This window comes from Bradyrhizobium sp. ISRA442 (genome assembly GCF_038085055.1).
GTDB lineage: Bacteria > Pseudomonadota > Alphaproteobacteria > Rhizobiales > Xanthobacteraceae > Bradyrhizobium.
On record NZ_JALGCN010000010.1, the window covers coordinates 144435 to 168656 of the forward strand.

Here is a 24222-nt window from a genome sequence, read left to right on the forward strand (position 1 = left end):
GGAGGTGCAGGTGTTTGGCGCTCGATTCGCGGCCCTCTTTTCGGTTCGAGGCATCATCACGCTGGTCACCTTGTTGCTGGTCGACGCGTTGATCTGGTTCGGCGGCCCCCACCTTGACCTGTTCGATCAGCATCCGCTGGTTTCGATGACGGTTCGCGCGGCCACAATCGGCTGCCTCTCCCTGACGGTCGTCGTCACCATCCTTGTCCGTTACTGGCTGGCGCGCCGTGCTAACCGACGTGTTATCAAGTCATTGATGGCGAGCGAGGGCCTCGTCACGACCTCCAAAAATCGTGGCGAGGAGGAGATCGATCTCATCCGAGGACGCTTCGAGGGCGCGCTGAAGGTCCTGCGCGATACGGTGTTCGCCGGCAAGCGCGGACCGAGCTATCTGTTCGAGTTGCCCTGGTACATCATCATTGGACCATCAGGGGCCGGAAAGACAACGATCCTGCGCAACTCGGGGCTCGAGTTTCCGTTGGCCGAACGGCTCGGCGTCGATCCGGTGGCCGGTGTCGGCGGCACGCGAAACTGCGACTGGTGGTTTACCGAAGAGGCAGTGTTTATCGACACGGCAAGCCGTTATACGACACAGGATACGGATGCCGAGGTCGATCGCGCGGCCTGGCATGGCTTTCTCGATCTTCTTACCGTGCATCGGCGCCGGCGACCGATCAACGGGATCTTGGTTGCGATCAGCCTGCGCGATCTCTTATCGGGCGATGACAACCGGCGCAGGCTCGTCCAGTCGATTCGTTCGCGGATACAGGAGCTCGCCAAGACCTTTAGTATGCGTATTCCGGTCTATGTTCTGGTAACCAAATGCGATCTGGTAGTTGGCTTCACCGAGTATTTCGACGATCTCGACCTTGATGGTCGTGCCCAGGTCTGGGGCAGGACCTTTCCTCTAGAGGGACCAGGCGATCAGATCGACGGCGCCGTAACCCTCGAGATTCAGCAACTTGCCGAGCGGCTCGAGGGCAACTTGGCGTTCCGCATGCATGACGAACGCAATCATGACCGTCGTGCAATGATGTATATGTTCCCGAAAGAATTGTGGAGCATCGGGACCGCGGTCAGCGCCTTCGTTAGCGAGGTCTTCCGGCCGAGCCGATTCGAAGTGCAACCGATGCTGCGCGGGGTCTACTTGACTAGCGCTGCCCAGGAAGGAGGGCCGATCGAGAGGATGAGCGGTGCGATCAGGAGGAATTTCGGTCTGCACGCAAGCCCACCCACGCCGTCCATCGGACCAGGAAAAACATTCTTCATCAAGAAGTTGCTGACCGACGTGATCTTCGCTGAGCAGGGACTGGTCGGCCGCAATCTCAAACTCGAACGTAAGCTCGCGATGGTGCACTGTGGCGGCTATCTCGTGGCAGTCATACTGGCGGTCGCCGCACTGACGCAGTGGTATGGCGCCTTCGCCCGCAGCGAAGCACGCATCGCTGAAACCAAAATGGCCGCACAGACAATGCAAGCGCGCCTGAACGAACCACGCGAGCCGCTGGATCTGACTAGGCTCCTGCCGACCCTCAACGCCGCGCGCCGGCTGCGTCTGGCAGCCGGCGAGAACACTTGGGTTGCATGGCTCGGTGGCCTCGGGATTTCGGCGACCCCGGTGCTCGCGCCGGCTGCGCAACGAACCTATGACCAGATTCTGGTCGACCGCCTGCTGCCGGTTTTTGCTGGAAGGCTTGCCGTTCGGATTGATACGGTATTGCGGTCGGGCAACGATACTCTGCTGGACCAGGCCAAGGAAATGTTCCGCATCTATTTGATGCTGGGCGATCCGAGGCATTTCGATCGCGGCAAAATCGAACAGGCTATGCGAAGTGAAGTGGCGCTTACGTTTGCGCTCGAGACGACATCAGCTGGCGAACTGCAGGAGCATTTTTCACGTCTTATTGAGTTGCTGCCGAGACCCATCACGAGCGACCGGAAGTTCGTGATTGCGGTAGGCTTGCGGCTGATGGAACGTCCTCTCGTCGAGCAGGTCTACGCCCGGCTTTTGCGCGAAGCCGCTGAGAACACGCAGCTCCGGCCAATCGACCTCGTTAGTCTGCTGGGAGCCGGCCAGCTGGAGATAAAGCCCCAGGCTGTTTTCCCCACAATTGGCCAGCAGGAGCTCCCTTCTTCGGGCGGCACTGCGATCATCCCGGGCATCTTCACACGGGATGGTTTGATCGATTTCCTGCTGCCGCACCTTCCACTCATCGTCCAGGACGAGCAAAGCGGCGACTGGGTGCTTGCTGGCAGCTCGTTCGATGTGGCGGACACACAACAGCTCGTGCGCAAGGTCGTCGATCGCTATGTTGCCGATTACATTCGCATTTGGACAAGCGCGCTGAGCAGCGTTCGCGTCGTCAAATTCGACGATATGCAGCGTGCCTCGGCGATCCTGCGCGGGCTGGCCGGCCCGGAAAGCGCACTGCAGCAGATCATTTCCCTCGTACGCGACAATACGAACCTGCCGCCGCCCGGAGAGCAGACCGCGGTCAAGGCCAGGGAGACAGCGGCCGCCGTATTCTCGGCGGCATTCGGCGACGCCCCCTGGCCGGGAACACGGATCACCGAAGCCTTCCGGCCTCTGGTTCAACTGGGCATAGGCGGAGCCTCCGGACAGGCGGCCAGCATGGACCACATCCGCGATCTTTTCGGCGGCCTGTATGCAACGATGGCCAATATCGCGACCTCGCCCGATCCCGGCCAGGCTGCATTTCAGCTCTTTCAGCGACGCGTCAGGGATCCGAGCAACGATGCCTTTGGCGCCTTGCGCGCTGACTCGGCGCTACGGCCCGAACTGGTCCGTACCATCATGAACGACATCGCGCTCTCGACATGGAGCGTCTTGCTTCGACAGGCACACGGTCATGTCAATGCCGTTTGGACACGGGAGGTGGCGCCGATCTGCCAAGCTGGCATCTACCAGCGTTATCCATTGTTTGCGACCGCGACCGAGGACGTAACTTTAAAGGACTTCAGCGATCTCTTTCGCCCCGGCGGCATTCTCGATGATTTTTTTCAGAAGTACCTGTCGCCATTCGTCACCGAGGTCAGAACCGGCCTTGGGCCGGCAACTATCGACGGCGCGGCGGCGCCGATCCATGCCGATGCCCTGACTCAATTTCAACGCGCGCGAGAGATTCGCAAGTCCTTTTTTAGCGGCTCGGGCTCCACTCCAGCCGTGAAGTTCAGCATCAGACCGGCCTATCTCGCCTCTAAACTTCTGCGCGCGACTTTTGTCATGGATGGCAAGGAGATCGTCTATCGTCACGAGGCGCCCCGAGCCTACGACCTTGAATGGCCGAGTCGAACCGATGCAAGCATGGCTTCCGTCGCCCTTGTTTCCCTGGACGGAACCGAGGAGAGGATTGAGCGCTCAGGCCCTTGGGCTCTGTTCCGTCTCATCGATGCTTCGCGGCCCACCTCGCGTGGCGCTCCCGACCGTTTCACGATCACGATCGGTCGACCTGACCGGCCCGACGTGACCTATGAACTGCGGGCAGAAAGTGTAAGCAATCCGTTCAGCTCGGGTGTCCTTCGTTCGTTCCGATGTCCGGATCACCTATGATAGGAGCGCCGTGAGAGTTCTTCTTGGCTTTTAGGGAGGAGGAGGGCACTTGCCGCTGACGGCACCTTGGCGCGAGCGGTGGGGTCGGCCGCAACGCTGGTAGCCGCCCCTGGTGGCGATGAGTAAGCGACGCGACACGTTCCAGGCAGACCCCGATTAGATCGTAACGGCAACACCGTATCATGAGTCCAACGGATTATTGGCGGTCGGACGTTCCGACGGGCAGGGGCCTTCCTTGCGCTTTTGCGCAACATGCGACCAGCGACATGAATGCGATCATAGAATGCCTACTTGAGGCTGTGCTGTGAGTGAGGCTCCCTTGGGATACGTGCTCGGCGGCCGCTTCGACCTGGCAGAGATTATTAGCGAGGGCGGCACCAGCACCGTCTATCGTGCGATTGATCGGATCGGCCTGTGGGCGCGTGAGCAAAATCCAGAAGTCGCAGTGAAGGTCATCCAACCACATGCGAAGATGCGCCAGAAATTAGTCGAGTTATTGCACCGCGAGGCGCGTCTTTTGCGCGATTGCGTACACCGGAATTTGGTGCGGATCTACGATTCCGACTACGATGGCAAGTACCATTACCTGGTCATGGAGTTCTTAAAGGGCCGCTCGCTGGCGCAGGTCCTGGCGGATCGTCAGGGACGGGCGCTTTCGCCCTCCGTGTCCCTTCAGATCGTACGCGCCGCCGGGCAGGGCCTCGTTCACATGCATAGTCTAGGGATCGTCCATGGTGACCTCAAACCGGGAAACATATACATGACCTCGACCGGCGAGATCAAAATTGTGGACTTTGGGACAGCCCTCATGCTTGACCTTCCGCCGCAAGGCGACAGGGCCACCGCTCTGCTCGACGACATTGGACTATTGACGCCGGCTTATGCGTCGCCAGAGATGCTGATGGGTAAGTCACGGGCAGAAAGCGACGATGTCTATTCTCTCGCGGTGGTCGCCTATCTGACCCTGACCGGCAACCACCCGTATGCCGAGCGGCCAGCCGACGAGGCACTTAACGCAAATCTCACACCGGCGCCGCCGCCGACTATTTCGTCGGCGCAGTGGCGGGTGCTCGCTTCGGGCCTTGCCCTCAACCGCCGTGACCGGATCGACACCGTCGGTGAGTTCGTCCAGCGTCTTGCCCGCCCGCGCTGGTTCTATCGATGGTGCGGTTAGCAATCGCGGTTGCCTTAGCAAGCTTAGGGGCGATGGATGACAAGGATGCGGCCGTCTGGTCCTGATTCGGCTGTGTATCGCTCGCGGTGGATGTGGAACAGCGTCATTGGGACCTGATGGGTCGGCAGAAGTCCGAACTCTCTCAGTACGCTGGTCAGGAAGCGGTCGGCCACGCGCGGGCCGTGGATCCAGTCACGCCCGACCCTCTCTCCGATATCGGGCAATGGCCCGATTTGGTTTATCGGGTCAACTCGAGGGTGAGGCGGCAGCCCCAATTCGCTGTATCCAGGCGTGAGAATAAAATTTTCGCCTTGCGGATTATTTGGGGTCACGGGTGCCCGGCCTGGCCACAATACCGCAGCATAGCGCATACCGTTGATCAGCACACTTTGTGGCCGCAACGACGCTGGAAGGAGGCCGCTTTCTCGCAATTCGGCGATCAGCGGGTCCGGGGCAACGCCGCCCCTCCAACCGGGGAGGACATAAGCTCCGAAGTCACGCCGTGCCGAGTTAGCCTCTGCGCCGGCTGCAAGCATCGGTCCATCCGAAGGCATTGTGGGTGCCACTGGTGCTGACGATGGCCCGGCAATTTCGAAGGCTTGAAACATCGCCCCCCTCGCATGTGCCCAGTTCTCGAACTGGGCGCGGTGGAAATCCCGAAGCATATCTCGCAAATTGAGCAGACGGTTGCGAAATCCGCCAATCGTGGGTGCGTCGCGCCCTATATAGTCGCGTACATAGGCTTGTATGTCCGTATCCAGCGACGGCAGCGCAATCCGATCAGCCATTGGGGGTCTGTTGGTTTCGCGGATCCACTCGAGGAAATCGCTCATATCGTCTGCGGCATGATTGGCGCCGCGGGAGCGGCTGCTCGGGAGCTTCTCAGTAAGCCAATTCCAAAACTCCTCATAGAGGCGCAAGTCCACGTCATAAGCGCCGGGTCCCCGATTGGAGACGCTACTGTCTGTGGTATGGGTGCTACCGCTATTGGTGGTATGGCTGCTACTGCTGCCCGATAACGACGGCCTGGCTCCTTCAAAGCCCTCAAACATCAAATGCCTTTGACGAGCCCAGTTCTCAAATTGAAGGTCCCGAAGCATATCTCGCAAGTTCAGCAAGCGGTCACGAAACCCACCAATCAGCGGTAGATCGCGCCCTATATACTCAGCTGCATAGGCTTGCACGTCGGCGTCTAACGACGACTGTGCAATCCGGTTGGCCATTGGGGGTCTGTTGGTCTCGCGGATCCATGCAAGGAAGTCATATACATCGCCTGCAGCAACCGCGGCACCGTAGGAGCGGCGGCGCGGAAGCTTCGCCGCAAGCCAGTTCCAGAAATAGTCATAAAGCTGTGTATCCACCCGATAGGGGCGCGGCCACTGACTGGAGCCGGTGCTGCTGTCACTCACGCGAACCTCCGGCGAAAGATGCAATTGCAGCGTCGAGGCATGCTCGCTCGATCCGATGGGCGATGTTACGTGAGTTCGGTTGGGCCCGATGCCTTAAAATTGAGAAGCAGCGCGATTTACCGTCGCTTCTTCGCGATCAATCTTCCCGCAGCCCATACTTGCTCGTTAGGCAGCGCCATATATGCCGCGATGACCACGAGAACTCTGACGACCACAATCATCTTGGCTCCTTGATACTCGTTCTCCCGTTCTCTCATAGAAAGCAATTTCATGGGAGCAACAGCGAATCGATCGGCGGCAGTCAAGCCTGAGAGACGAGAAGCTCACGCGGGCGGCTCATCTGCCGCCCACGCTCTGCGGCTTGGAGTCCGTGGCCGTCCTCTCGCGTCGTAATGTCCGCGCCCTCGGTAGCTCCGGAGTTATCTCGGCCTTGCATCCAAAGCGGTTCGAAGATAGAAGCCGCAATCTTCGGCCGCGCCTGAACTGATCATAACGCTCCCCTCTTGCGAGCGTAAGGCGCTCGCGCCTTTCTGAGATGCTTAGGCTAGGAGAAGATATCCAATCCGAGCGCGATGCCGGGAAGTGAAACAGATCAGCCTGCACCGTCTGTTCGGTTACAAATTATCGACAGACCCTTCTGCCGGGCAATTCTTAGACCCGAAGTGCGATTTCCAATCTGGTATCTCAGCACCCGTCGAAGACTTATCTTCCAGCGCCGTACTTCGTTCGCCGATCATCTCGGGCCGTCCATCTGGATGTCGGCCATTTAAAAGTATCGATCCTTCTCGATCGACAAATCATGTGATCCGGCAAAAGGACCTCAGGGTTCGGGCCAGCTTGACGCCTTGTGGGGTATCTGACAGTCGCGCCGCCTCTGTCAGCTTGAGAACACTAACTGGCAAACCGCAGCTTTTCAAAACCTGATCAGCAGCTCAAAGAGGAAATGCCATTGGCACAACTGTTGCTATTGAGATGCAGAAACACCGATGCGCAGAGTACACGAACCGCTGGACGAATGACGAGCGCTTTCCCTTGAACCCACGCGCGTCGTTTCGAGAAGGAAACCCGACATATCCCTAGCGTACCTGAGACCACACGCAACAGGTGCATGGGCCAGTCGATTGGGCTCACAACAATGGCGCAACAGAGGTGGCCAATGCTAGTGCCTCAGCCAATTCGAAATGCATCACCACCCGGCTGTCGGTCCCTTGCTGAGGGACAAGGCTCATCGCAAGATGCGTCTTGCACTCGGAGCATTGGAGAGGCGATGAACTCTTCACAATCAAGGGCGCCAGATGCACGGTTGGGGCGTGCACCATGCGGCGCCAGCTATTTGCAATTTTCTATTCATGGCAACATTCACGGCAACGAGAAACTGACGTTGGGCTGGCTGGTCGCCTACCATTTCGCCAGTGGAACGGCGGGCTCCTTCGGGCACCGACGCGACCGTATCGAGCCTATCGGCGAGTTCGCCTCGCGCCTCGATCATCCCGGGTCTGCCTCTGCTGTCGGCGTTTGCTGTCGTCGTAAAACGGGTCGGAACGCGAAATATCGTTTACGCTAGGTGCTTGCTCCTTATCCGCGGCACCGTGACAAACGTTGTTAGCTCTGCCGCAGTTGATTTGGTGCGCCGATGTCCAACAAATCCAATCTCAGCATTGACCTAAACATTCGCAGCAAGCGCAGCATTGAGCTCAACGTCCAAGGGTTCGAGGGCACAGAGTGTATTTCCTTGCCGTTTAGCTACGTGATTTACGCCACGACATCGAGCGATGTCGATACCAGCTCTTTGATTGGCGAGCGCGCCACGCTGGTTGTCAAAACCGCATGTGGGCGATGGCTTGCCTCGGGCCTGTGCGCCCAAATCGAGGAACTCGATCCTACGGTGACCGACCTGCGGGTGCTCCAATTTGTCCTGCGACCGCGCTTTGCGGTCGCCGAACTCTCCGTTGCGAGCCGCATTTATGGCCCTGACCAACCCATGGGTGTCGACGACATCATCAAATTGCAGTTGGGCAAGTTGAGCATCGCAATTCCCAGCGAATACAATCTTGATCGCTATCCGAAGCGAAATTTTAATGTGCAATACAACGAAAGTGATCTGACGTTCATCTCGCGTCTTTGCGAACGGAATGGAATTTTCTACTTCTTCAAGCAAGAAGACGACGGTGAAACCGTCGTTTTTGGCGACAAGAATCTGGCCTTTCCCAACGTCAAGTTCGGCGATAAGTCGAGGATTCTTTACGCGCGCCCGCACGAACGGCGGGCACCGCGAAGCGTCGACGAAAGCGCCGTTCGTTCGTTCCGGCAGCGCCGGGTTCTCTCGACAAAGACGATCGCGCTCCGCGATTACAATGAAACGGTGCCTTCCGTCGTCTCCGTCGATCAGCAGGTCGGGCAAGGCAGCGGTTTCGTGGGCAAGGCCTCACGCTTCGGCGGGCATTTTGCGGACGAAGCCGAAGCGACCGCGCTGGCCCGGATCCGGGCCGAACAGATCTGCGCCGGCCAGACAATGTACATCGCTCACAGCGACGCGCCGGAGCTACGAGCGGGCGTCATCTTCGAACTCGAGGGCCATCCCCGCTTCGATGGCAAGTATCTCGTTATCGCCGCGGATCACTCGGCCTATTGCCCGGCCCCGATTGGATTCCATGCATCCACGCAAAATGGGCGAGCCTACCAAAACATGGTCCATTGCATCCGCTCGGACGTACCTTATCGACCGGTTGCGATGACGCCCGTGCCTCTGGGCGTTGGCCTCCACAGCGCCACGGTCGATGGAGAAGCCTGGAATGGGCGGGCCGAGATTGACGACCAGGGACGCTACCGGCTGCAGTTTACATTCGCCGAGGAACTGGCAAAAGGCGCTGGCAGCGACTATGTGCGCAAGCTCGAACCTTATGTAGGTCCGAATCAAACCGGCTTGCATTGCCCGTTGGTACCTGGAACGGAAGTTCTGGTCGGCTACTTGAACGGTGACATTGACCGACCCGTTGTGATCGGCGCGGTCCACAACCCAGATATGAAGGGAGGCGTGACTTCGGACACGCACTTGTTCAATCGCCTCAAATCGCAATCTGGTTCCAGAATCGAAATCTTCGACGGACCTGCATCACCTTCGCCCTATGACCGCCTGGCGTCCAGCGGCTCGTGAGATCGACCCGCTATTGGAAGCGGTCGCCAATACGGCACGCGCAACCATCTTGCCGACAGCGTGGATCAACATACCGCCGCCATCGGCCGATGGCATTCGGTCGCAACGGCTTCGTGATGGACGAGAACTGCGCCTCAAATTATCTACGCACTGCCTCGGGCAGGAGCAACGCGGACCTCGCGCGGTGCTCGTCTACGCCCTGAAGGGCAATGTCATTATCGATAACAGCATGGGCTACGGTGTGGCCGGGCGGGCCATCCTCGACGTTGCCACGCGTGCATTTCTCGATGTCTCGTGTCAATTGAAGCAGGTTGGCCACGTTACGCCCTGACAGCTCGTTGTCACGATCGCGAAACGATGTCGTCGCTTGATGGTGCCGGTATCTGGACGACCGCGCAGCGCTGTGCCGTCAGATCGAGAAGGCTCGCGAGAGTTAGTAGCGGATACGCGGCGCTCTTGGCATGGATTTTGCGATATTCCATCGCGCCGGTGCGTGCCGGCGTAGGTCAGAAAACAGGAGAGGAAAGTGTCGCTTGAAGCCTACTTGAAGATAAAGGGAAAGAAGCAGGGTGACATCTCCAAGGATGCTTCCAAGCCGGACAGCATCGGGCAGGTGGCCAAGGGTGACTCGGGTAAGCAAGGGAAGATCACCGTCGTCGCCTTCACCAGCGGCATCATCGTTCCACGCGACGCGACGAGCGGTGTAGCCACGGGCGCTCGCAACCACCGGCCGGTGCTCTTCACCAAGTTCTTCGATCGTGCCTCGCCGTTGCTATGGCAGGCGCTGGCAACGAACGAGGTGCTCGAAGATGTGGTTTGCGAGTTCTATCGCACCGACCCCGGGGGCATGCCGCAGCCGCAGAACTTCTTCAAAATAAGCTGGAAGAACGCGACGTTAGTCAAAGGCAAGGCTTATGTACCGCTGACAATCAATCCGAAGAACAATTTCTTTCAAAACATGGAAGACTGGTTGTTCACCTACAAAGAAGTGAAATGGGAGCACGTTCCCGGCAGCACCAGCGGCGAGGATAAATGGTGACAACCCCGCCAGGTCTGCAAAGCCAACGACGATGACTTGGTCCGAGGCGCCGAGAGGGCAATGGTGGATATATTGCACACATCGACGCGTCCGGGCCTTCGAAGTGGTCATGCCGGGTCTGCCTCATCGCAGTGTTTAGACACAACGAAGAGTGGGTAGATCGGTCCAGCCTTGCTTAACAGAATGTTGGATAAGCCTTGCAGCATTGGCTCCTATTGCCAATGGGTGCGGTGAGACCAGGTGGTTTGAGCAAGCCGGGCTCACATGCTTGCAGCTCGAACGAATTGTCCGACGCACAACGTAGACACGCGGCAAAAATCCATCAATTCATTTGGTGGCTTTAGGATATCGCGGTGCATGAAGTCGATCGTCTTCGGACCGAAATGTCGCGCACGGCACGAGGGGCCGCAATCGCGCTGTTGATCCTGCATCATGGCCGTGATTGACGAGCATGAGATGTGACTTGGGAGTCGGCACTCAACCGGCGGATCGTTCGTGGACCGCCTGACAGCTTAGCTCGATGACCGCGCTCCACGAAATGGGCAATTCCATTGCTTCTCTACGTTCCCACGTTTGCCGGATCGTTGGCCAAGGGCAGGTATCCTCAGTGCGCCTCATCAAGCGGACCATTCACTTGCTGCGCTTCGCTCCCAGGTTTGGCCAGTCGTCGCGGACAGGCCGAGACTCCGAGTTCGGTGACCGCGCTCAGCGAGGCGGGCGACATCTTTCTGCAGATCGCGACGGGCTTCAATGCCGCCGCGCGCGATCTGCAATAGGGAGCTCAGACGACGCCCCAGTTCGGCAGTTCAGCGGATCGCCGATCGCGCGTTAGGCGGGATAGCAGACTAGAGGACTCACCCCGTGACGTCGTTGTCCGGTAACAATAGCCTTTGCAGGCCGTGCTCTGCGAGCACCTTCTGCATGAGCTCACCCTTGATCTCGCGGAAAATTTCGTCGCGGATTCGGGCTCGGAGGGGCGGCTCGGCGTCGCTGGTCCGCTGATGATCAGCCAGCCATTGCGCCAATCGGCTCTCAAACTCCTCGCCCATCCGGTCTTCCATCGCAGCATAAGCGTCGGGTGCGATGCGGTTCACCAGCGTGTCCCTGGGCTGCCGGAGGGTTGCCAGGAAATCGGCGAACTCCGCCGCCTCCTGGTTGCGCACGGACGTCTTAGCCGCGGCAAGATCGCCCTCGGTGACCTAGAAGACCCCACGAAGCGCATGTCCGGCGCGATGCGTCGTCCACGAAGGCGAGGTGACCTTTTCGCGCGCGATCCCCTCGAGCGCGACCAAGCGGAATATATAATGTGGCCCTGCTGAAGGAGCTTGTCGAGATGCTCATTATAAGCTCCGTCCAGAACATCAGCGTTCACGCGTGCGTTTTGCATGCCATTCCAGTTCAACTTGATGCGATCCTCGCAGCTCTCGCTAGCTGCGACGGCCGCCTGGAGGAACTGCTCGCGCAATGTCGGGCTTCCCGCTGCCTGCCGCAGGTCTTCGGCCACCGCCTGCCGGAATGCGTCATAGTTCACGGTGTCCCGCAGCCTGTCGAGGAAGCGTGAATATTCCTCGGCTCCCGGCTCGTCGGCGAAGCTCCGCCAGATGCCGCCGCGTCCGGCTCGTCGACCCAATCCGCGACTGCCTCGGCCAGGAGCCGCTCCCGATCTTGTGCTGTTTCGTCGGGATCCGAGAAGAACACGTTCGGGCCAGCATAACTCTCAGCCTTCGTGGCCGCCATCAGGTTGGTCCGCACCCGCGCAGGCAGCGGGTTATCATTCAGATCAACGAGGCAGCCAGAGCCGAGCTGCGTTAGCAGGGGCTTGGGTAGGCTGGTCAACCGATTGTTATCGACGTGCAGTTGACGGGGTCCTGCCGGGAGAGTCGCGGGCAGGCTGGTCAGTCGGTTCCCGCTGGCGCTGAGCAGCGTGAGGCCCGCTGGAAGCGTTTCGGGGAGGCTGGTCAGCTGATTGTTTGGGACATACAGGCGCTGGAGCCCGACGGGAAGGGGTTGCGGGCAGCCTGGTCAGCCGGTTGCCGCTGGCGCGAAGGCATTCGACGCTGGCCGGGAGATTGGTGGGCAGGTTGGCGAGCCAATTGTTTCTGGCGTGGAGGGTTTGCAGACCGCTCGGAAGGATATCGGGCACGCTCGTCAGCTGATTGCCGTCGATATTCAGGTGTTGGAGCCCCGCCGGGAGGGCCGCAGGCAAGGTGGTCAGGGACAGCAAGGAAAGATCCGGCCACGGCGGCTCATGGGGCGCTGCTTCCTGCCAAGCTTTCGTTCGTCTTACCGCCTCTTGCCGATTCTCATGGTCGCCCTGCACCGCTTCGGCCGCCCAGGCCTCAAGGATCTGGTCTTGCGACGATTCGCCTGGAGCCGGAGCCTCGAAGTAGTTCATCGGATCGTCGGCGGCTGACGCCCGCGGCTCTGTCAAGGCCTTGCCCTTCTGCTCCGCGCGCTCCAACCTCTCTGATCCCCTTGTTCGGGAGTTTCGCAAGCCCTGCCAGCGCCCCGCTGGGCTTGTTCTGTGTTCATCAATGCCTTCTCAAGCAAGCAAATGCGCGACGACTCGTCTCCAACTCGATCGCTATCACCACGAATTGGTGATCACCGACGATTGATGAAGCAGGCGATCAAGGACCGCGGCCGAGCAGTTAGTGAGACGTCGTACGTCCGCACAACATCTGCGGCCGTCGCCGTGGTTGATGTTGTGAACGGGTTTCGTCACGCTCCTCGTTCTAGATCCGACCAGGTCAAACGGTGACTCCTAGAGCGTTTCACGTTTTAATTGAAGCGTACCTAGCGTTTGCGAAGTAGTTTTTGCATTCGTCTGGCTGGATGGTTTGGATGAGTTCGCCAAGGTGTCGGCTGATCTCGTCGATGGTGCGTTTTTGGGCGGCGCGCATCCAGTGCTTGACCTTGGCGAAGGCCTGCTCGATCGGATTGAGGTCAGGTGAGTACGGCGGCAGATACCAAAGTCTGGCTCCGGCTGCCCTGAGGATGCGGCGGAGCGCAGTCGATTTGTGGCTGCCGAGATTGTCCATGATGACGACGTCACCAGGCTTCAACGATGGCAGCAGGATCTGCTCGACATAGGCGCGGAGGCATTCCCCGTTGATCGGCCCGTCGAATAGGCAGGGAGCCGCGAGGCGGTCGTAACGCAGCGCGCCCAGGAAGGTCATCGTGCGCCAGTGGCCATGTGGCGCGAAGCCGCGAAGGCGAGCTCCTTTCGGTGCCCATCCGCGCAACGGAGCCATGTTGGTCTTGATCCAGGTTTCGTCGATGAAGACGAGGCGCTGAGGATCAAGGCCAGCCTGCCACGATCGCCAGCGTCGCCGTCGGCGGGCCACATCAACGCGGCCTTGTTCAAGAGCGAACAGCGTTTTTTTTGAACCGCAGCCCCTCGCGGCGCATGAACAGCCACACCGCATTATGCGCATCCAAAAGCGGACGAGCAACATTATTGCCTTGAACGTGACACTTTCATTGCGTTCAAGCCGCTTGATCACGTGCACGATGGGTTCGAGCCTCTTGGCTATTGCCGTCCTCCCGCCGATCGGACTCGTCCGCGAGGAAGCACCAATCGCAGCTTCAGCAATCAGCGACTTGCGCTCACCGCGATGCTGTGGGCGCGCGCCGCTTGGTCAATCGGTTGTTTGCGTAGCAGGGTCTCGAGGTGGCGCCGACCTTCGTCGATCGCGCCGGACCAATGCCCGAACCGTTCCTGCATGACAACTTCGAATGAAGGATACCACAGTGGCTTTCCGCCAGCCTGAGCCCAATACCACGGATAACCGCGCGGCACGAAAACCACGCCGGAAACGCCGAGCGCTCCGGCGATATGGACAGCGAAGCTGTCGGGCCCGACCACTGCGTCGAGATTGGCAATCGCTGCGATCATTTCCGCAGGGCTCTCGATGTGCACGCCAGCATCGATCGGACGACTCCATCGCTTCATGTCATGCCGTTGCGCGCCACTCGTCAAACTGACAGGCGTGACGGAGTTTGGAGTCGCAGCTGCGACTTGCTCCATCGATAGGCCGAGCGCGCCACCCTCCCACACGATGCCCACCAAAGGCCTTGCGAACGCAGCCAATGCATCCCGCCATTTGGTGAGCAGTGCGGCCTCGGGGCGCAGGTAGGGAATGCCATCGGCAATGTTGCGGGCGTCGGTCGGCAGAACGCGTAATAATGATTGCAGCGGCATAGCCGAGATCGCGGGGCTCGGTTCGTCCAAAATCACCTGCTCGGCGAGGTTGGTAAGAAGAGCCTGATGACGTGGCTGCGCGACCACATGCACGTCTTGCGGGCTTGGCAGCCGACGCAAGAGACGAGCGAGTGCGATCAACTCAAGGGCGCCCATCGTCGGCGGCACGACTATCCGCCTCACAGGTGCCAAGGCGGACGGCTCGGGCGTCGGGAAGCGGCCGAGCGTCAGTTCAAGCGTCGTCTGCAAAGACTTCGCTGCGTCGTTCTCAGGTCGCATGTGCATGACGTGAGCGACAAGTGTGAGGGATTCGTCGAGCCGGCCAACGAGCTGTAGGACACGCGCCAGAGCAAGCGCGGCGACAGGATCCGATTTGCGAGAGCGCACGAATTCCGTCAGTTGCGCAATGCCGCGGTCCACCTCACCCTTGGCAATCGTAACGCGGGCCAAGATTTCGCGCGCACCAACATTCGCGGGCGCATAGGCGAGCAGTTTCTTGCAGGTGGCCTCAGCTTGCGACCAGAGTCCAGTTGCGGCGCGGCAATAAGCCAGGTGCAAGAGCCCAGCTGTATCGAGCGGGGCGCGCAGATGCGCGCGCGCGGCAAGGCTGAGCGCCTCGTCGAGGCGCCCGCGTTCAAGCTTGAGCACCGATAAATTGCCCAGCGCATCGGGATCGTCCGGAGCAATCTCAAGCGCACGAACCAGGGCGGCTTCAGCCGCCGAGCTGTGGCCCAAGGCGAACTCGATGGCGCCAAGTTGAAGCAGCGCACGCGCATTCCTGGGCTCGTGGTGGACGACGGTCTCCGTCACCGCACGGGCTTCCGCAACCTCGCCGCGGCTCAGCAAGGCCTGAGCGAGCGCCAGCTTGATTTCCTCGTTGCGCGGTGCGAGAGCCGCCGCGCGTTCGAGGCAAATCACCGCCGCCTCAGCGCGGCCGAGCAATCCGTGGGCGATGCCGAGATTGGTGGTGAGACCGGCGTGTTCGGGGTAGATGGTCGCAGCTTCAGACAGCATGTCGAAGGCAAACTCGATCCGCCGGCGCGCAAGCGCCAGTGTGGCCCTCGCATTGAGCGTATCGGGATCACTTGTGGTGGTGACCTCCTCCAGCAGCACCTCCGCCTCCTCCAGACGGCCGGCGGAGATAAACTCCTGGGCGGTTCTAACCCTCTCCTGCCAGGTCGGAGCCGACATGCCAGTGGATAGCATCTGCGCTATGCAACCGTGACGCGCTTGCCATCGAGGCGGAGATCCTCGCTCACCGCGATGACCTTGCTGTGCGCCATCTCGGAGGCAATGCCGGTGACCCTAATGGCCTGGGTTTCGGTCTGCAATGTGTCGATACGCTCGATCACCGCGACACGCTCGACCGCTTTTACCGTAAATTGCTCGGCGCTCGCTTCCTGGATCCGGGCTGAGCATCGGAAACGGTCCGCGATCAACGTGTAGAGCTTGCCGATCCAGGTGCCTTTGTCCGCGAGCACAGCGAGCAGCTTAGTCTGCAAATCGATACTGCCGGCACGCAAGGACAGGCGCTGGCGTGCGGCGATCGTGATGGTCTCGCCCTCAATCGACATACTGCGCTCCCCGGGCAGGGAGACCATCCCACCATTGGGAGCCGTCCGCTCCAGCACAGTGACGATAAAGACTTGCTCCACGTTGGTGAAGAGCAGCACCGCGTCTTGTGGCATGGGCCGAACCAGGCAGCCAAGGGCGACCGTCGCCGTGTGACGGGCGCCAGCGACCTCGACTACGACCGCAGAGCCATCCTCGCTGACCGACACGACACGGGCGGTGTGATGCCCAGGCTCAAGCAAGCGCTCGGCCATCGCCAATATGTCGTTGCTTGTGGCACGGATCGGCATCGTCATCCTTGTTCTCCAGCTCGCTACATGAAATTTATCGACTTCTTTTGTATGACTTCCTCATTACCGGAACTGGACGTGATCTCAGCTTTTCGGCTCACAAGCTTGTACTCTTCCGTGTTCGACTGTCCCTTTCTCAATTCTTCTTCTGATTTGGATACGCTGGTCTTGCAGAATTTGATGTCGCGACCGACCGACTTGAAGTCTTCGACAGGAGCGAGTTTGAAATCGCTTGTCCTGAGAATCTTGGTGTCGCTGTCAGCCGACTTGAAATCGGGTCCAAAAACACACTTGGTCGAATTTCCAATCACTTGCTTGACGTCGTGTCCCTCGACGATGTCAAGTTTGTTGCCGGTCGTCATAGAGTTCATATCACTGAGATTGACCGAACATTCTCGCGAGATCTTGAAGGTGAACGCTTCTCCAAAGAACATGCTGACGTTCTTGGCCATCGTCAGCGTGGTAGCTGCGCCTCTCATGCAGGTGAATTTAGTGCCTTGAAACAATTCCTTGGTGTCGCCCATCGTCTGCTTTTCCGAGTTGCCAACGGTCGTTTCCAGCTTATGGCCGTTGTTGATGAGCTTGACTCGGTTCGAGGCCGTCAGGATGATGTCCGCGGGCGTCCCATTAGCGCCAGCACTGATTGACACGCCATTCTCGGCGGAGATCTCATAAGTGCCTTTCGAGACCTGATGTTGGGAGTTGCCGTTCGTGACCTCCGTGGTCTGACCGCGACCGATTTTGAGCAGCGCAGCGCCTTCAATGTTGGCCTGGAAGTCCTTATTGGTGAAGGCAAGTAAGCCGGCATTGTCGCTTTCATGTTTGCCGATCGTAGCTGGACCTTCGCCAATAGTCGTTGTGAGACCAGTGACAAGTTTTTCTTCTTCGCCCGAATAAGAGCCCAGGCGCAGATAAGTTGACTTCGTCAGGGGAGAGGTCAGGCTGTCTGGAACGACCAGTCGCGTATAAGCATTTGGCATGGCGGATATCCTAATCGGATGGCTGTCGGCACATTAGCGCTGCGCCGTCAAACGGGTCTGAGAGGGTGATATCGAAAGTCCGAACGCGTTCGGGTTGGCGCCGTTCTGCTTCGTCGGCATCCCCGTTTTGCTTGCCGGTGACCCGCCGATTGACAAATTGTCCGATCCCGCTTTGGCGCGGCCTGGACCCATGACAAGGCCAGAGATGACGCCGAGGGCCACACCTGCGCTATCACCCGTCGATGTCGCGCGCTCGGTCGTCATGTTGTGTGCAGGCATACACATGATCAGGCACCGAGACTGCGTAGGAATAGCCGTCGTGTTCATAGCGACGTTTGGATAGGGGGTAGGCACAACGGCGAGTCCGGCTGGTGTGTTGCAGACGTCGGGAAACGCTTGATCCTGCGCCGACATCGGGCCACTTGAATTGACAAAAGTCATTTGTTTAGCTCACTCCATAGAGAGGGATGACGCGGCTTGCATCATAGAGTTCGGCGACGGCGCGTTCCGGCACAGTGTTTAAGACACTCCCATGCTGGGTCGCGAACCGACTGCCTTCGGTCGACGCGCAGTGAAAGTCAGTTCGCAGAAATCGCGAGCCGGAAAAATCGCTGCCGTCGACCATGGCGTGGTGCATCAGCGCATACGACATGTCGGCGCAGGCAAACGAGGCGCGCCTGGCCGATGCACGTGTGAAAACGGCTGTTCCCAATTGAGTGCCGGAAAGATCGCAGCCGTCGAGGCGCGCTTCTACGAAGATGCAATACGTCAAATCGGCATTGCGCAGCCTGGCGGCTTGCAGGTCAGCCCTGACGAACAGTGTGTTCGGGGCGGTCGCGCCGGAGAGATCGGCGCCCACGAGGCTCGCGCCCGTCAACACGGAGCCGGACAGGTCTGTTCCGGACAGGTTTGCGCCTCTCAGCTTGGCACCGCTCAGATTCGCTCGCGCGAGCATCAGCCCGGAGAGATTCCGCTCCGACAGATCGCATTCGGAGAAATGGACCGTGTCGCAGCGCAGTCCCGTGAGCTGCGCACTACGCAAATCAGCCTGCGTTATGGCGGCGTTCGTCAGCGTGGCGTTGTCGAGCACGACATTGGCGAGGTCACAATCCATGAGAGCGCTTTGAGATAGGGTGGCCTTGCTCAGGATCGTCCGGGCCAACACGCAACGCATCGCTGTCGTCTGGCTGAGCCGCGTTTCGCCGAAGTCGCTCTGGCCGAAATCTGATGTCATGAACGTCGACTGGGTCAAGCGCGCCCGCCGCCAGTCGGATCCGCCAGCGTGGCAATCCACAAATGTGCACTTGTCAAGGTAAGCATCGGCGAAGGAAGCGCCCCTGAAATCGCAGTCCTGAAACGTCATGCCGGTCAGGCGGGCACGCGTGAACTGGCTGCCGCGAAAAGAGGAACTCAGCACAACGCCATCGTTCAGGCGTAGTCCAGATAGTGTCTCGCCATCGAGGTTAGCTTTGCGTACGGGGAACTGATGGTCGATCGACTGCAATAAGAGATCAATTGACATGGCGCGTGACCATCAGGACCGTGCGGTCGATATTTGCGTTACTCAAATCCGTCGCGACCAAGGAAGCATCCATCAGGTCTGCGCCATAGAGATTTGCATGGCGCAGGCTGGCGCCGGCTAGGTTGGCCTGGTTGAGATGCGCCTCGAGCAGGTTGGCCGCATAGAAGTCGCTGCCGCGCAGATCGTTGGCGGTGAAGACCGCGCGTTTCAGCGAGGTCATTCGGAAGGTGGCGCACGCCAGCGTCGACTTGCCGAAATAGGCACCGTTCAGTCGAGCCATGGTGAAGTCTGCGCCACTGAGGTTGGCCGTCTGAAAGGAGAGCGCCTCGGCGCTGCTACGGCCGAACCGGGCATCGCGCAGATCGATGTCGCCGACGAAGCTGACTTGGTCAAATTGCGCGTTCGAGAGATCGAGTTGGGCCGCTGCCACCTTGAGAAAGCAGGTTTGCTCAAGTCGCGCGCCAGCAAAGCTCGCACCAGACAGCGATAAATCTATGAATTGTCCGCGCTCGAGGACGGCGTCCCCCCAATCCGTGTTATCGAGGACGGCTTTGATGAAGGAGCATTGACGTATTTGCGCAGAGCGGAGGGTTGCCCCGATCATCGGCACTCGCAAAACTTGGAGCTCGCCAAGATGCGCTTGGTCAAAGCATGCGCCCACCATGCGCGCACCGAGAAGATTGGTGCGGACAAGCTGGCTGCCCGCGAAACGCGTTCCGCGGCAGTCGGCTTCACCGAGATTGGCTTCGGTGAGATCGGTGGCGCTTAAATCAGCGTTGATGAGCGTTGCGCCGGTCAGCGCGGCTTTCATCAGTTTCGCACCGGCCAGGTTGGTCCCGTTCAGCTTCGCGCGTTCAAGGAAGGCGCCGGAGAAGTCCGCGTTCGCGAACCTTCGCCCGGAGAGGTCGGCGGCGGCGAGATCCCGACCAGCAACCGGGCCGCCGCGTCGGAACTCCTCTTCCACCAGATCACCCAGCGCGCGTGCGACAGCCGGTGCCAGCATCGTGTCAGGCTTGAGCGGCTTGGGTGAGGCAAGCCTTGCCGCGGCTATGCCAGCTGCCAACTGCCCTTCCGCTTTGTCGATCTCGGTCCGTAGGTCAGTCAACGCTTTCGTAGATTGCGTCTTCGCTGCGGCGATCCCAGCTGCGGGCTCGTCAGCGCTTGCGGTTCGATGCGGAGCACTCAAGGCGCCAAACGGCGCGCCATCATCGGACGGTAACGCAGGAAGGCCCCTTCTGAGCGCCGCTTCAGCATCGGTGAGTGCCGTACGCGCGCGTTGGGCGGCGTCAGGCGGTGGATCGGAGGCTTCGATCTGCGCCAGTATCTCGTCAATGGTCAGGCGCGTCGGCGCCTCGGGTTTAACGCTCCGCGCTTCTTCCGGCAGGACCAGTGCGGGAACATCGGGAAGAGAAAAAGTATCGTCCGATACGGCGCTGCGTATCGGCTCGAGCGGTCGTCCAGCTGCCAAGTTAAAAAACCGAGCATGCGCGAGTTCGAATTGCTTTTGCTCGTCGAGCGATGGCCTTGCCGTATCAAGGATTTCGTCACGCCAGTTTTTCGCTCGCGCGAGCTTGTCTTTAATATCGCCCATGAAGCCCGGATCAGCGTCCGGAAGCTCAGCGAACGGCGGAGCTTGCGCAAAGCTTGCGTCGATCGACTGCGCGGCGTCCGTGGACGAGATTGCGGCAAGCAACGCGTCGATATCGCTCGATTCGGCATTGCCACTGGCAATCTTTTCATACGCCGCTCGGATTGGTTCATATTGAGCGTCAAGCTTGTCGACATCAGATTCTGCCTTGGCCTGGACCGTGTCCAAGGCGTCGAGGATCTCGTCCAATTCTATCTCGCCACTCTCGAGTTCCTCCGGCAACAATTCCGGAATGCTTGACGGTTCGATCGACGGTATCTCGATCGTCGGACGCAGCGAAGGCGGAAGCTCTATACGCGCGAACTCCTGATCGAGCGCCAAGCGCATGGAGGCCAGCTGCCGCGCTGAGCGCTCTTCGGCCAAATGGCGACGCCGCGCGACGCGGCGTGCGCGTTCGACAGCCGAAATCTCAGGGGCAAGTTGATGTTCCGAAAATGCATAGCGTGAGGCACTCGCCGGGTCGAGCCGCAGCCGCCGGACATTCAGATAATGATCGAACGGCCGCGGCGGCTCGCTTTGTTGCTCGTAAGCGACGATAACGTCGCCAACGTCGCTGCCGTCCAATTCCTGCACCGCAATCGCGGTGCGATAGATCATGACGCCGCGGCGGGCTCCCGCGAACAGCCACAGGGTATCGATGTGCGTCTGCAGTTCCGTGACGCCACGCATCGCATCGCGCCAGCCGATGAAGCAGCGCACGCGAAAGGTCGGCAGGCGGCCTTCGATCAACGGATGCTCGGCGGAGAAGTTCTGCAGCGCGTAGGGTTCTCCGCCGCAGATGAAGCCGCTCAAGCGCTGGTCTGGTGGCGCGAACAGAAAAAGGCGCGGATCGGCATCGCTCGCCAGAGCGGGGGCAACTGATTGCAGCCACGTGGCGTCATAGGTTCCCGCGTATTGTAGGCGCTCCTGATCATCAATCGCGATTGGTCCGAAGGTTGCCGGCGGTGCGATCGTGTCAATGAACTGAATCGCATGCTCGGGGCTTTCGACGTTGGGCAGGGCCACCAGTTCGCCGGCCATGCTGCGGCGGAGAGCCTCATGGCCCGCGCCGACCCGGTTCGCCGCGTAGCCGGGCCCGCCAAACGCGCGTTGGCGCGTGAGCGGCATTTGCTGGAACGGTTGCACGGCTGTCGGTCGCCAGCCGGAGGTGGTCATCTGCCAATAACGGTCGCCCGTCACCAGAACGTGCTTCTGGATCGGTCCGAGTGTCCAGCCCAACATCATCCGCTCGGTCGTCCGTTCCTCAGGCGCCGCCGCATGTCCGCCGATGAGCAGCTCGGCTTGCGGCTTGGGCATGCCGATGTCGAGAGGGGTGCCGAGCGGAAGCTCCTTCGCGGCCATCACCCAAAGCTCCTGCTCGCTCTGCAGACGATCGGCGCCCGGGTTCGCGAGGTCGAACATCGCGAAGACCGAAATGATGAGGCTCGCCCCTGGACGACAAGGCTCGCATTTGGTCAACAGACCTAGCGTGCGGGGCTTTACAAGAATGGGCATGAAGCCGGCCGAGACGATTTTGGTTTTTTTACCAATATTTCTCGATCGTGACGGACTTTCGGCCCCAACATCCAACCGCGTCTTTGTGCCACATACCAAGTTAGGTAGGCGGCCATTCAGCACCGTGTTGCATAAATGGTCGCTCCGCACCGCGACGGTTTGATGGTCGAGGTAGCCGCGATTTGCTCCTGCGGAATCATCGGCCCGTCAAGGCCGCTCGAACGGCCAGATAGAGACGAGAGTGCGCCTCGCCGAAAAGTACAGGCCGTTCTGTCTGCAGAAAACCGATGCTTCGTTGGCTTGCGAAAGCTGCCTCCGCGCGACGAAGCCGTTGGCGCATTCGGCGCCGGAATGATCACGTTCGCCTTGCGGGGAGGGCCTACGTGGTACGCCCGTTATTCGAAGCCGCGCGCTATATTCATTAGCAGCCGACGAGCCCGCATGAAATCGTCGAAGGAGGGCGGGTGTCAGACCGTAAAAACCAGCGATCAGGCGTGGCAAATTGATCGAACGCCCGGCAAACGCAGATCCAGACGGGAAAGGATGACTTGTGAATCTCGTCGTCGTCTCGAACCGGGTTGCCGGCAGCAACGCCCTTGAACCAAGGACAGGCGGGCTTGAGGCCGCGCTGGTTCCCGTGGTGCAACAATCCGGAGCGATTTGGGTGGGGCCGAGGCGCCCGTCGGAGGCTGAACCGCCAGTAATGCCGCTCGGCGTAGGTAAGCTCGTGAGGGTGGATCTGCCTGCCGAGGATTATCGCAACTATTATGAGGGCTTTTCGAATTCGGAACTATGGCCGGCGTTACATTCGCTGACGGAACGGGTCTCCTCCTCGGCAGGTGGTTATAATAGCTATCGCAAAATCAACGCCCTCATGGCGGACGCGCTGCTCGAGTACAGAGACCGGGACGCGTTCTGGGTGCATGATTATCATTTCTTCACGCTCGGCGCTGAGTTGCGTAATCGGGGCGTCGAGCGACCGATCGGCTTCTTCCTGCATACGCCATGGCCGGCGCCCGACGTGCAGTTGGTACCGCATCACCGCGAACTGATCGAATCGATGCTTGCGTATGATTTGGTAGGCTTTCAGACCGACGAGGACCGGCAGAATTTCCTTGCCTGCGTCCGTGCCGATCTCGACCTCACACCCAGCGAAGACAGTGTTGTGATTTCACACCGTGGTGGCATCACAAGATGCCAAGTATTTCCGATCGGCATAGATACAGAAAAATTTGCAAAATATGCTGCAGACGCGAGTTCGAATGCCGATGTCTCGTCGCTACTGGAAGGTCTCGATCGTGAGAAGCTTGCCGTCGGCGTCGACCGGCTCGACTACACCAAGGGTCTCGACAATCGCGTTCGGGCTATCAATCACGCTTTGAACAAAGACCCGCGCAGCATCTCCCTTTTGCAGATCGCGACCTTCTCACGATCCGGCATCAAAAGCTACGATGACTATCAGCAGGATGTCGCGCGTCTTGTCGACGATGTCAATGTTCGCCACGGCGCGGATGGCTGGGTGCCGATCCGTCACGAAACGAAGCCTCAGAGTCAGCCGGTGCTCGCGGGTCTGTACCGCGCCGCACGTGTCGGCGTGGTAACATCGTTGCGTGACGGGATGAATCTCGTAGCGAAAGAATATGTTGCCGCGCAAGACCCCAGCAAACCCGGCGTGCTCGTTTTGTCGAAATTTGTCGGCGCGGCCAAGGAACTCGACGGCGCGCTGCTCATCGATCCCAACGACATCGAAGACATAGCAGAGAAGATTTCGATCGCACTTTCAATGTCACTGCCCGAGCGCATCTGCCGCTGGGAGAAGATGATGGCGAAGCTTCGAGCGTATCCCATCCAGAAATGGTCGGCGCACTTTATCTGCGAGCTGGAGAAAATTCGGACCGAGAAACTCGCAAGGCAGAGCCCGCGGGATGTGGGGGAGTCCAGCAGTTCGAAACGAAAGGTCGAGGGGAGATTGGCCGGAGGCGGAAGCCATTTTGACCTGCCGCGGCAATGGACATTCCCCGCATTCGGTGTGCGGGCTAGAATATTAGATGAGGATTTCGAACCACTCGTCGGCTTAGGTGGACAGCAGGGCCCCCAACCTCGGATGTCGGCGATAGATCTTAGCCCTTGGGTTCCCTTGGGCTTCGATCACGGCGTGCGATCGG

General features: G+C 59.6%; 15 protein-coding genes and 2 pseudogenes. 7 read left to right on the forward strand and 10 right to left on the reverse strand.

The window, feature by feature from the left end; translation table 11 throughout:
- The first annotated feature begins 4 nt into the window (after positions 1–4).
- Positions 5–3571: a type VI secretion system membrane subunit TssM gene (gene tssM / locus MTR72_RS21935; RefSeq protein WP_280968720.1), complete on the forward strand. Its 3567-nt coding sequence runs from the start codon at positions 5–7 to the stop codon at positions 3569–3571.
- A 328-nt stretch (positions 3572–3899) separates the two neighbouring features.
- Positions 3900–4745 (forward strand): serine/threonine-protein kinase, encoded by an 846-nt coding sequence (locus tag MTR72_RS21940; RefSeq protein ID WP_280970874.1) that lies wholly within the window; start codon positions 3900–3902, stop codon positions 4743–4745.
- A gap of 23 nt (positions 4746–4768) precedes the next feature.
- On the opposite strand, the gene MTR72_RS21945 is transcribed toward MTR72_RS21940, so the two are convergent.
- Positions 4769–6154 (reverse strand): hypothetical protein, encoded by a 1386-nt coding sequence (locus tag MTR72_RS21945; RefSeq protein ID WP_280968721.1) that lies wholly within the window; start codon positions 6152–6154, stop codon positions 4769–4771.
- Positions 6155–7421: 1267 nt separating this feature from the next.
- Between MTR72_RS21945 and MTR72_RS21950 the strand changes: the two genes are divergently transcribed.
- From MTR72_RS21950 to MTR72_RS21965, 4 genes are all read left to right on the forward strand, one after another.
- Positions 7422–7718, forward strand: a complete 297-nt coding sequence (locus MTR72_RS21950; RefSeq protein WP_341510951.1) for a hypothetical protein — start codon at positions 7422–7424, stop codon at positions 7716–7718.
- Positions 7719–7787: 69 nt separating this feature from the next.
- Positions 7788–9308 carry a type VI secretion system Vgr family protein gene (locus tag MTR72_RS21955; RefSeq protein WP_280968723.1) on the forward strand — a complete coding sequence of 507 codons (1521 nt, stop codon included), beginning with the start codon at positions 7788–7790 and terminating at the stop codon, positions 9306–9308.
- 13 nt (positions 9309–9321) lie between these two features.
- Positions 9322–9639, forward strand: coding sequence for a hypothetical protein (locus MTR72_RS21960; protein ID WP_280968724.1), 318 nt, complete (start codon positions 9322–9324; stop codon positions 9637–9639).
- A gap of 195 nt (positions 9640–9834) precedes the next feature.
- Positions 9835–10347, forward strand: coding sequence for an Hcp family type VI secretion system effector (locus MTR72_RS21965; RefSeq protein ID WP_280968725.1), 513 nt, complete (start codon positions 9835–9837; stop codon positions 10345–10347).
- A gap of 854 nt (positions 10348–11201) precedes the next feature.
- Here MTR72_RS21965 and MTR72_RS21970 read toward each other — a convergent pair.
- From MTR72_RS21970 to MTR72_RS22005, 9 genes and pseudogenes are all read right to left on the reverse strand, one after another.
- The gene (locus MTR72_RS21970) at positions 11202–11510 is read right to left on the reverse strand and encodes a hypothetical protein (RefSeq protein ID WP_280968726.1); all 309 of its coding nucleotides are present in this window, start codon (positions 11508–11510) and stop codon (positions 11202–11204) included.
- The gene (locus tag MTR72_RS21975; RefSeq protein WP_341510952.1) at positions 11438–11977 is read right to left on the reverse strand and encodes an NEL-type E3 ubiquitin ligase domain-containing protein; all 540 of its coding nucleotides are present in this window, start codon (positions 11975–11977) and stop codon (positions 11438–11440) included. The genes MTR72_RS21970 and MTR72_RS21975 overlap by 73 nt, the downstream gene beginning before the upstream one ends.
- 1144 nt (positions 11978–13121) lie before the next feature.
- Positions 13122–13779, reverse strand: a pseudogene (locus tag MTR72_RS21980) (IS630 family transposase); the annotation flags it as partial.
- A 163-nt stretch (positions 13780–13942) separates the two neighbouring features.
- Positions 13943–15664: a tetratricopeptide repeat protein gene (locus tag MTR72_RS21985; protein WP_280968728.1), complete on the reverse strand. Its 1722-nt coding sequence runs from the start codon at positions 15662–15664 to the stop codon at positions 13943–13945.
- Between the two features lie 98 nt (positions 15665–15762).
- Entirely contained in the window at positions 15763–16419 is a 657-nt protein-coding gene (locus tag MTR72_RS21990; RefSeq protein WP_341510953.1) for a DUF3540 domain-containing protein, read from the reverse strand.
- Positions 16420–16436: 17 nt separating this feature from the next.
- Entirely contained in the window at positions 16437–17393 is a 957-nt protein-coding gene (locus tag MTR72_RS21995; protein ID WP_280968731.1) for a hypothetical protein, read from the reverse strand.
- A 33-nt stretch (positions 17394–17426) separates the two neighbouring features.
- On the reverse strand, positions 17427–17834 hold the full coding sequence (locus tag MTR72_RS40505) for a DUF4150 domain-containing protein (protein ID WP_445819617.1): 408 nt from the start codon (positions 17832–17834) through the stop codon (positions 17427–17429).
- A gap of 4 nt (positions 17835–17838) precedes the next feature.
- A complete protein-coding gene (locus MTR72_RS22000) occupies positions 17839–18915 on the reverse strand; it encodes a pentapeptide repeat-containing protein (protein WP_341510954.1) in 1077 nt (358 codons plus the stop codon).
- Positions 18905–22057: a DUF2169 family type VI secretion system accessory protein gene (locus MTR72_RS22005; RefSeq protein WP_341510955.1), complete on the reverse strand. Its 3153-nt coding sequence runs from the start codon at positions 22055–22057 to the stop codon at positions 18905–18907. Before MTR72_RS22005 ends, MTR72_RS22000 begins: the two co-directional genes overlap by 11 nt.
- Before the next feature lie 550 nt (positions 22058–22607).
- Here MTR72_RS22005 and MTR72_RS40510 point away from each other — a divergent pair.
- A pseudogene (locus tag MTR72_RS40510) lies at positions 22608–23981 on the forward strand (alpha,alpha-trehalose-phosphate synthase (UDP-forming)); the annotation flags it as partial.
- Positions 23982–24222 lie beyond the last annotated feature (241 nt).

What these genes read in the sequence shown, in the direction of transcription:
- MTR72_RS21950 (WP_341510951.1), top strand. Translation starts at nt 7,422, where the DNA reads ATGAACTCTTCACAATCAAGGGCGCCAGATGCACGGTTGGGGCGTGCA.
- MTR72_RS21955 (WP_280968723.1), top strand. Translation starts at nt 7,788, where the DNA reads ATGTCCAACAAATCCAATCTCAGCATTGACCTAAACATTCGCAGCAAG.
- MTR72_RS21990 (WP_341510953.1), bottom strand. Translation starts at nt 16,419, where the DNA reads ATGACGATGCCGATCCGTGCCACAAGCAACGACATATTGGCGATGGCC.
- MTR72_RS21995 (WP_280968731.1), bottom strand. Translation starts at nt 17,393, where the DNA reads ATGCCAAATGCTTATACGCGACTGGTCGTTCCAGACAGCCTGACCTCT.
- MTR72_RS40505 (WP_445819617.1), bottom strand. Translation starts at nt 17,834, where the DNA reads ATGACTTTTGTCAATTCAAGTGGCCCGATGTCGGCGCAGGATCAAGCG.
- MTR72_RS22000 (WP_341510954.1), bottom strand. Translation starts at nt 18,915, where the DNA reads ATGTCAATTGATCTCTTATTGCAGTCGATCGACCATCAGTTCCCCGTA.
- MTR72_RS22005 (WP_341510955.1), bottom strand. Translation starts at nt 22,057, where the DNA reads ATGCCCATTCTTGTAAAGCCCCGCACGCTAGGTCTGTTGACCAAATGC.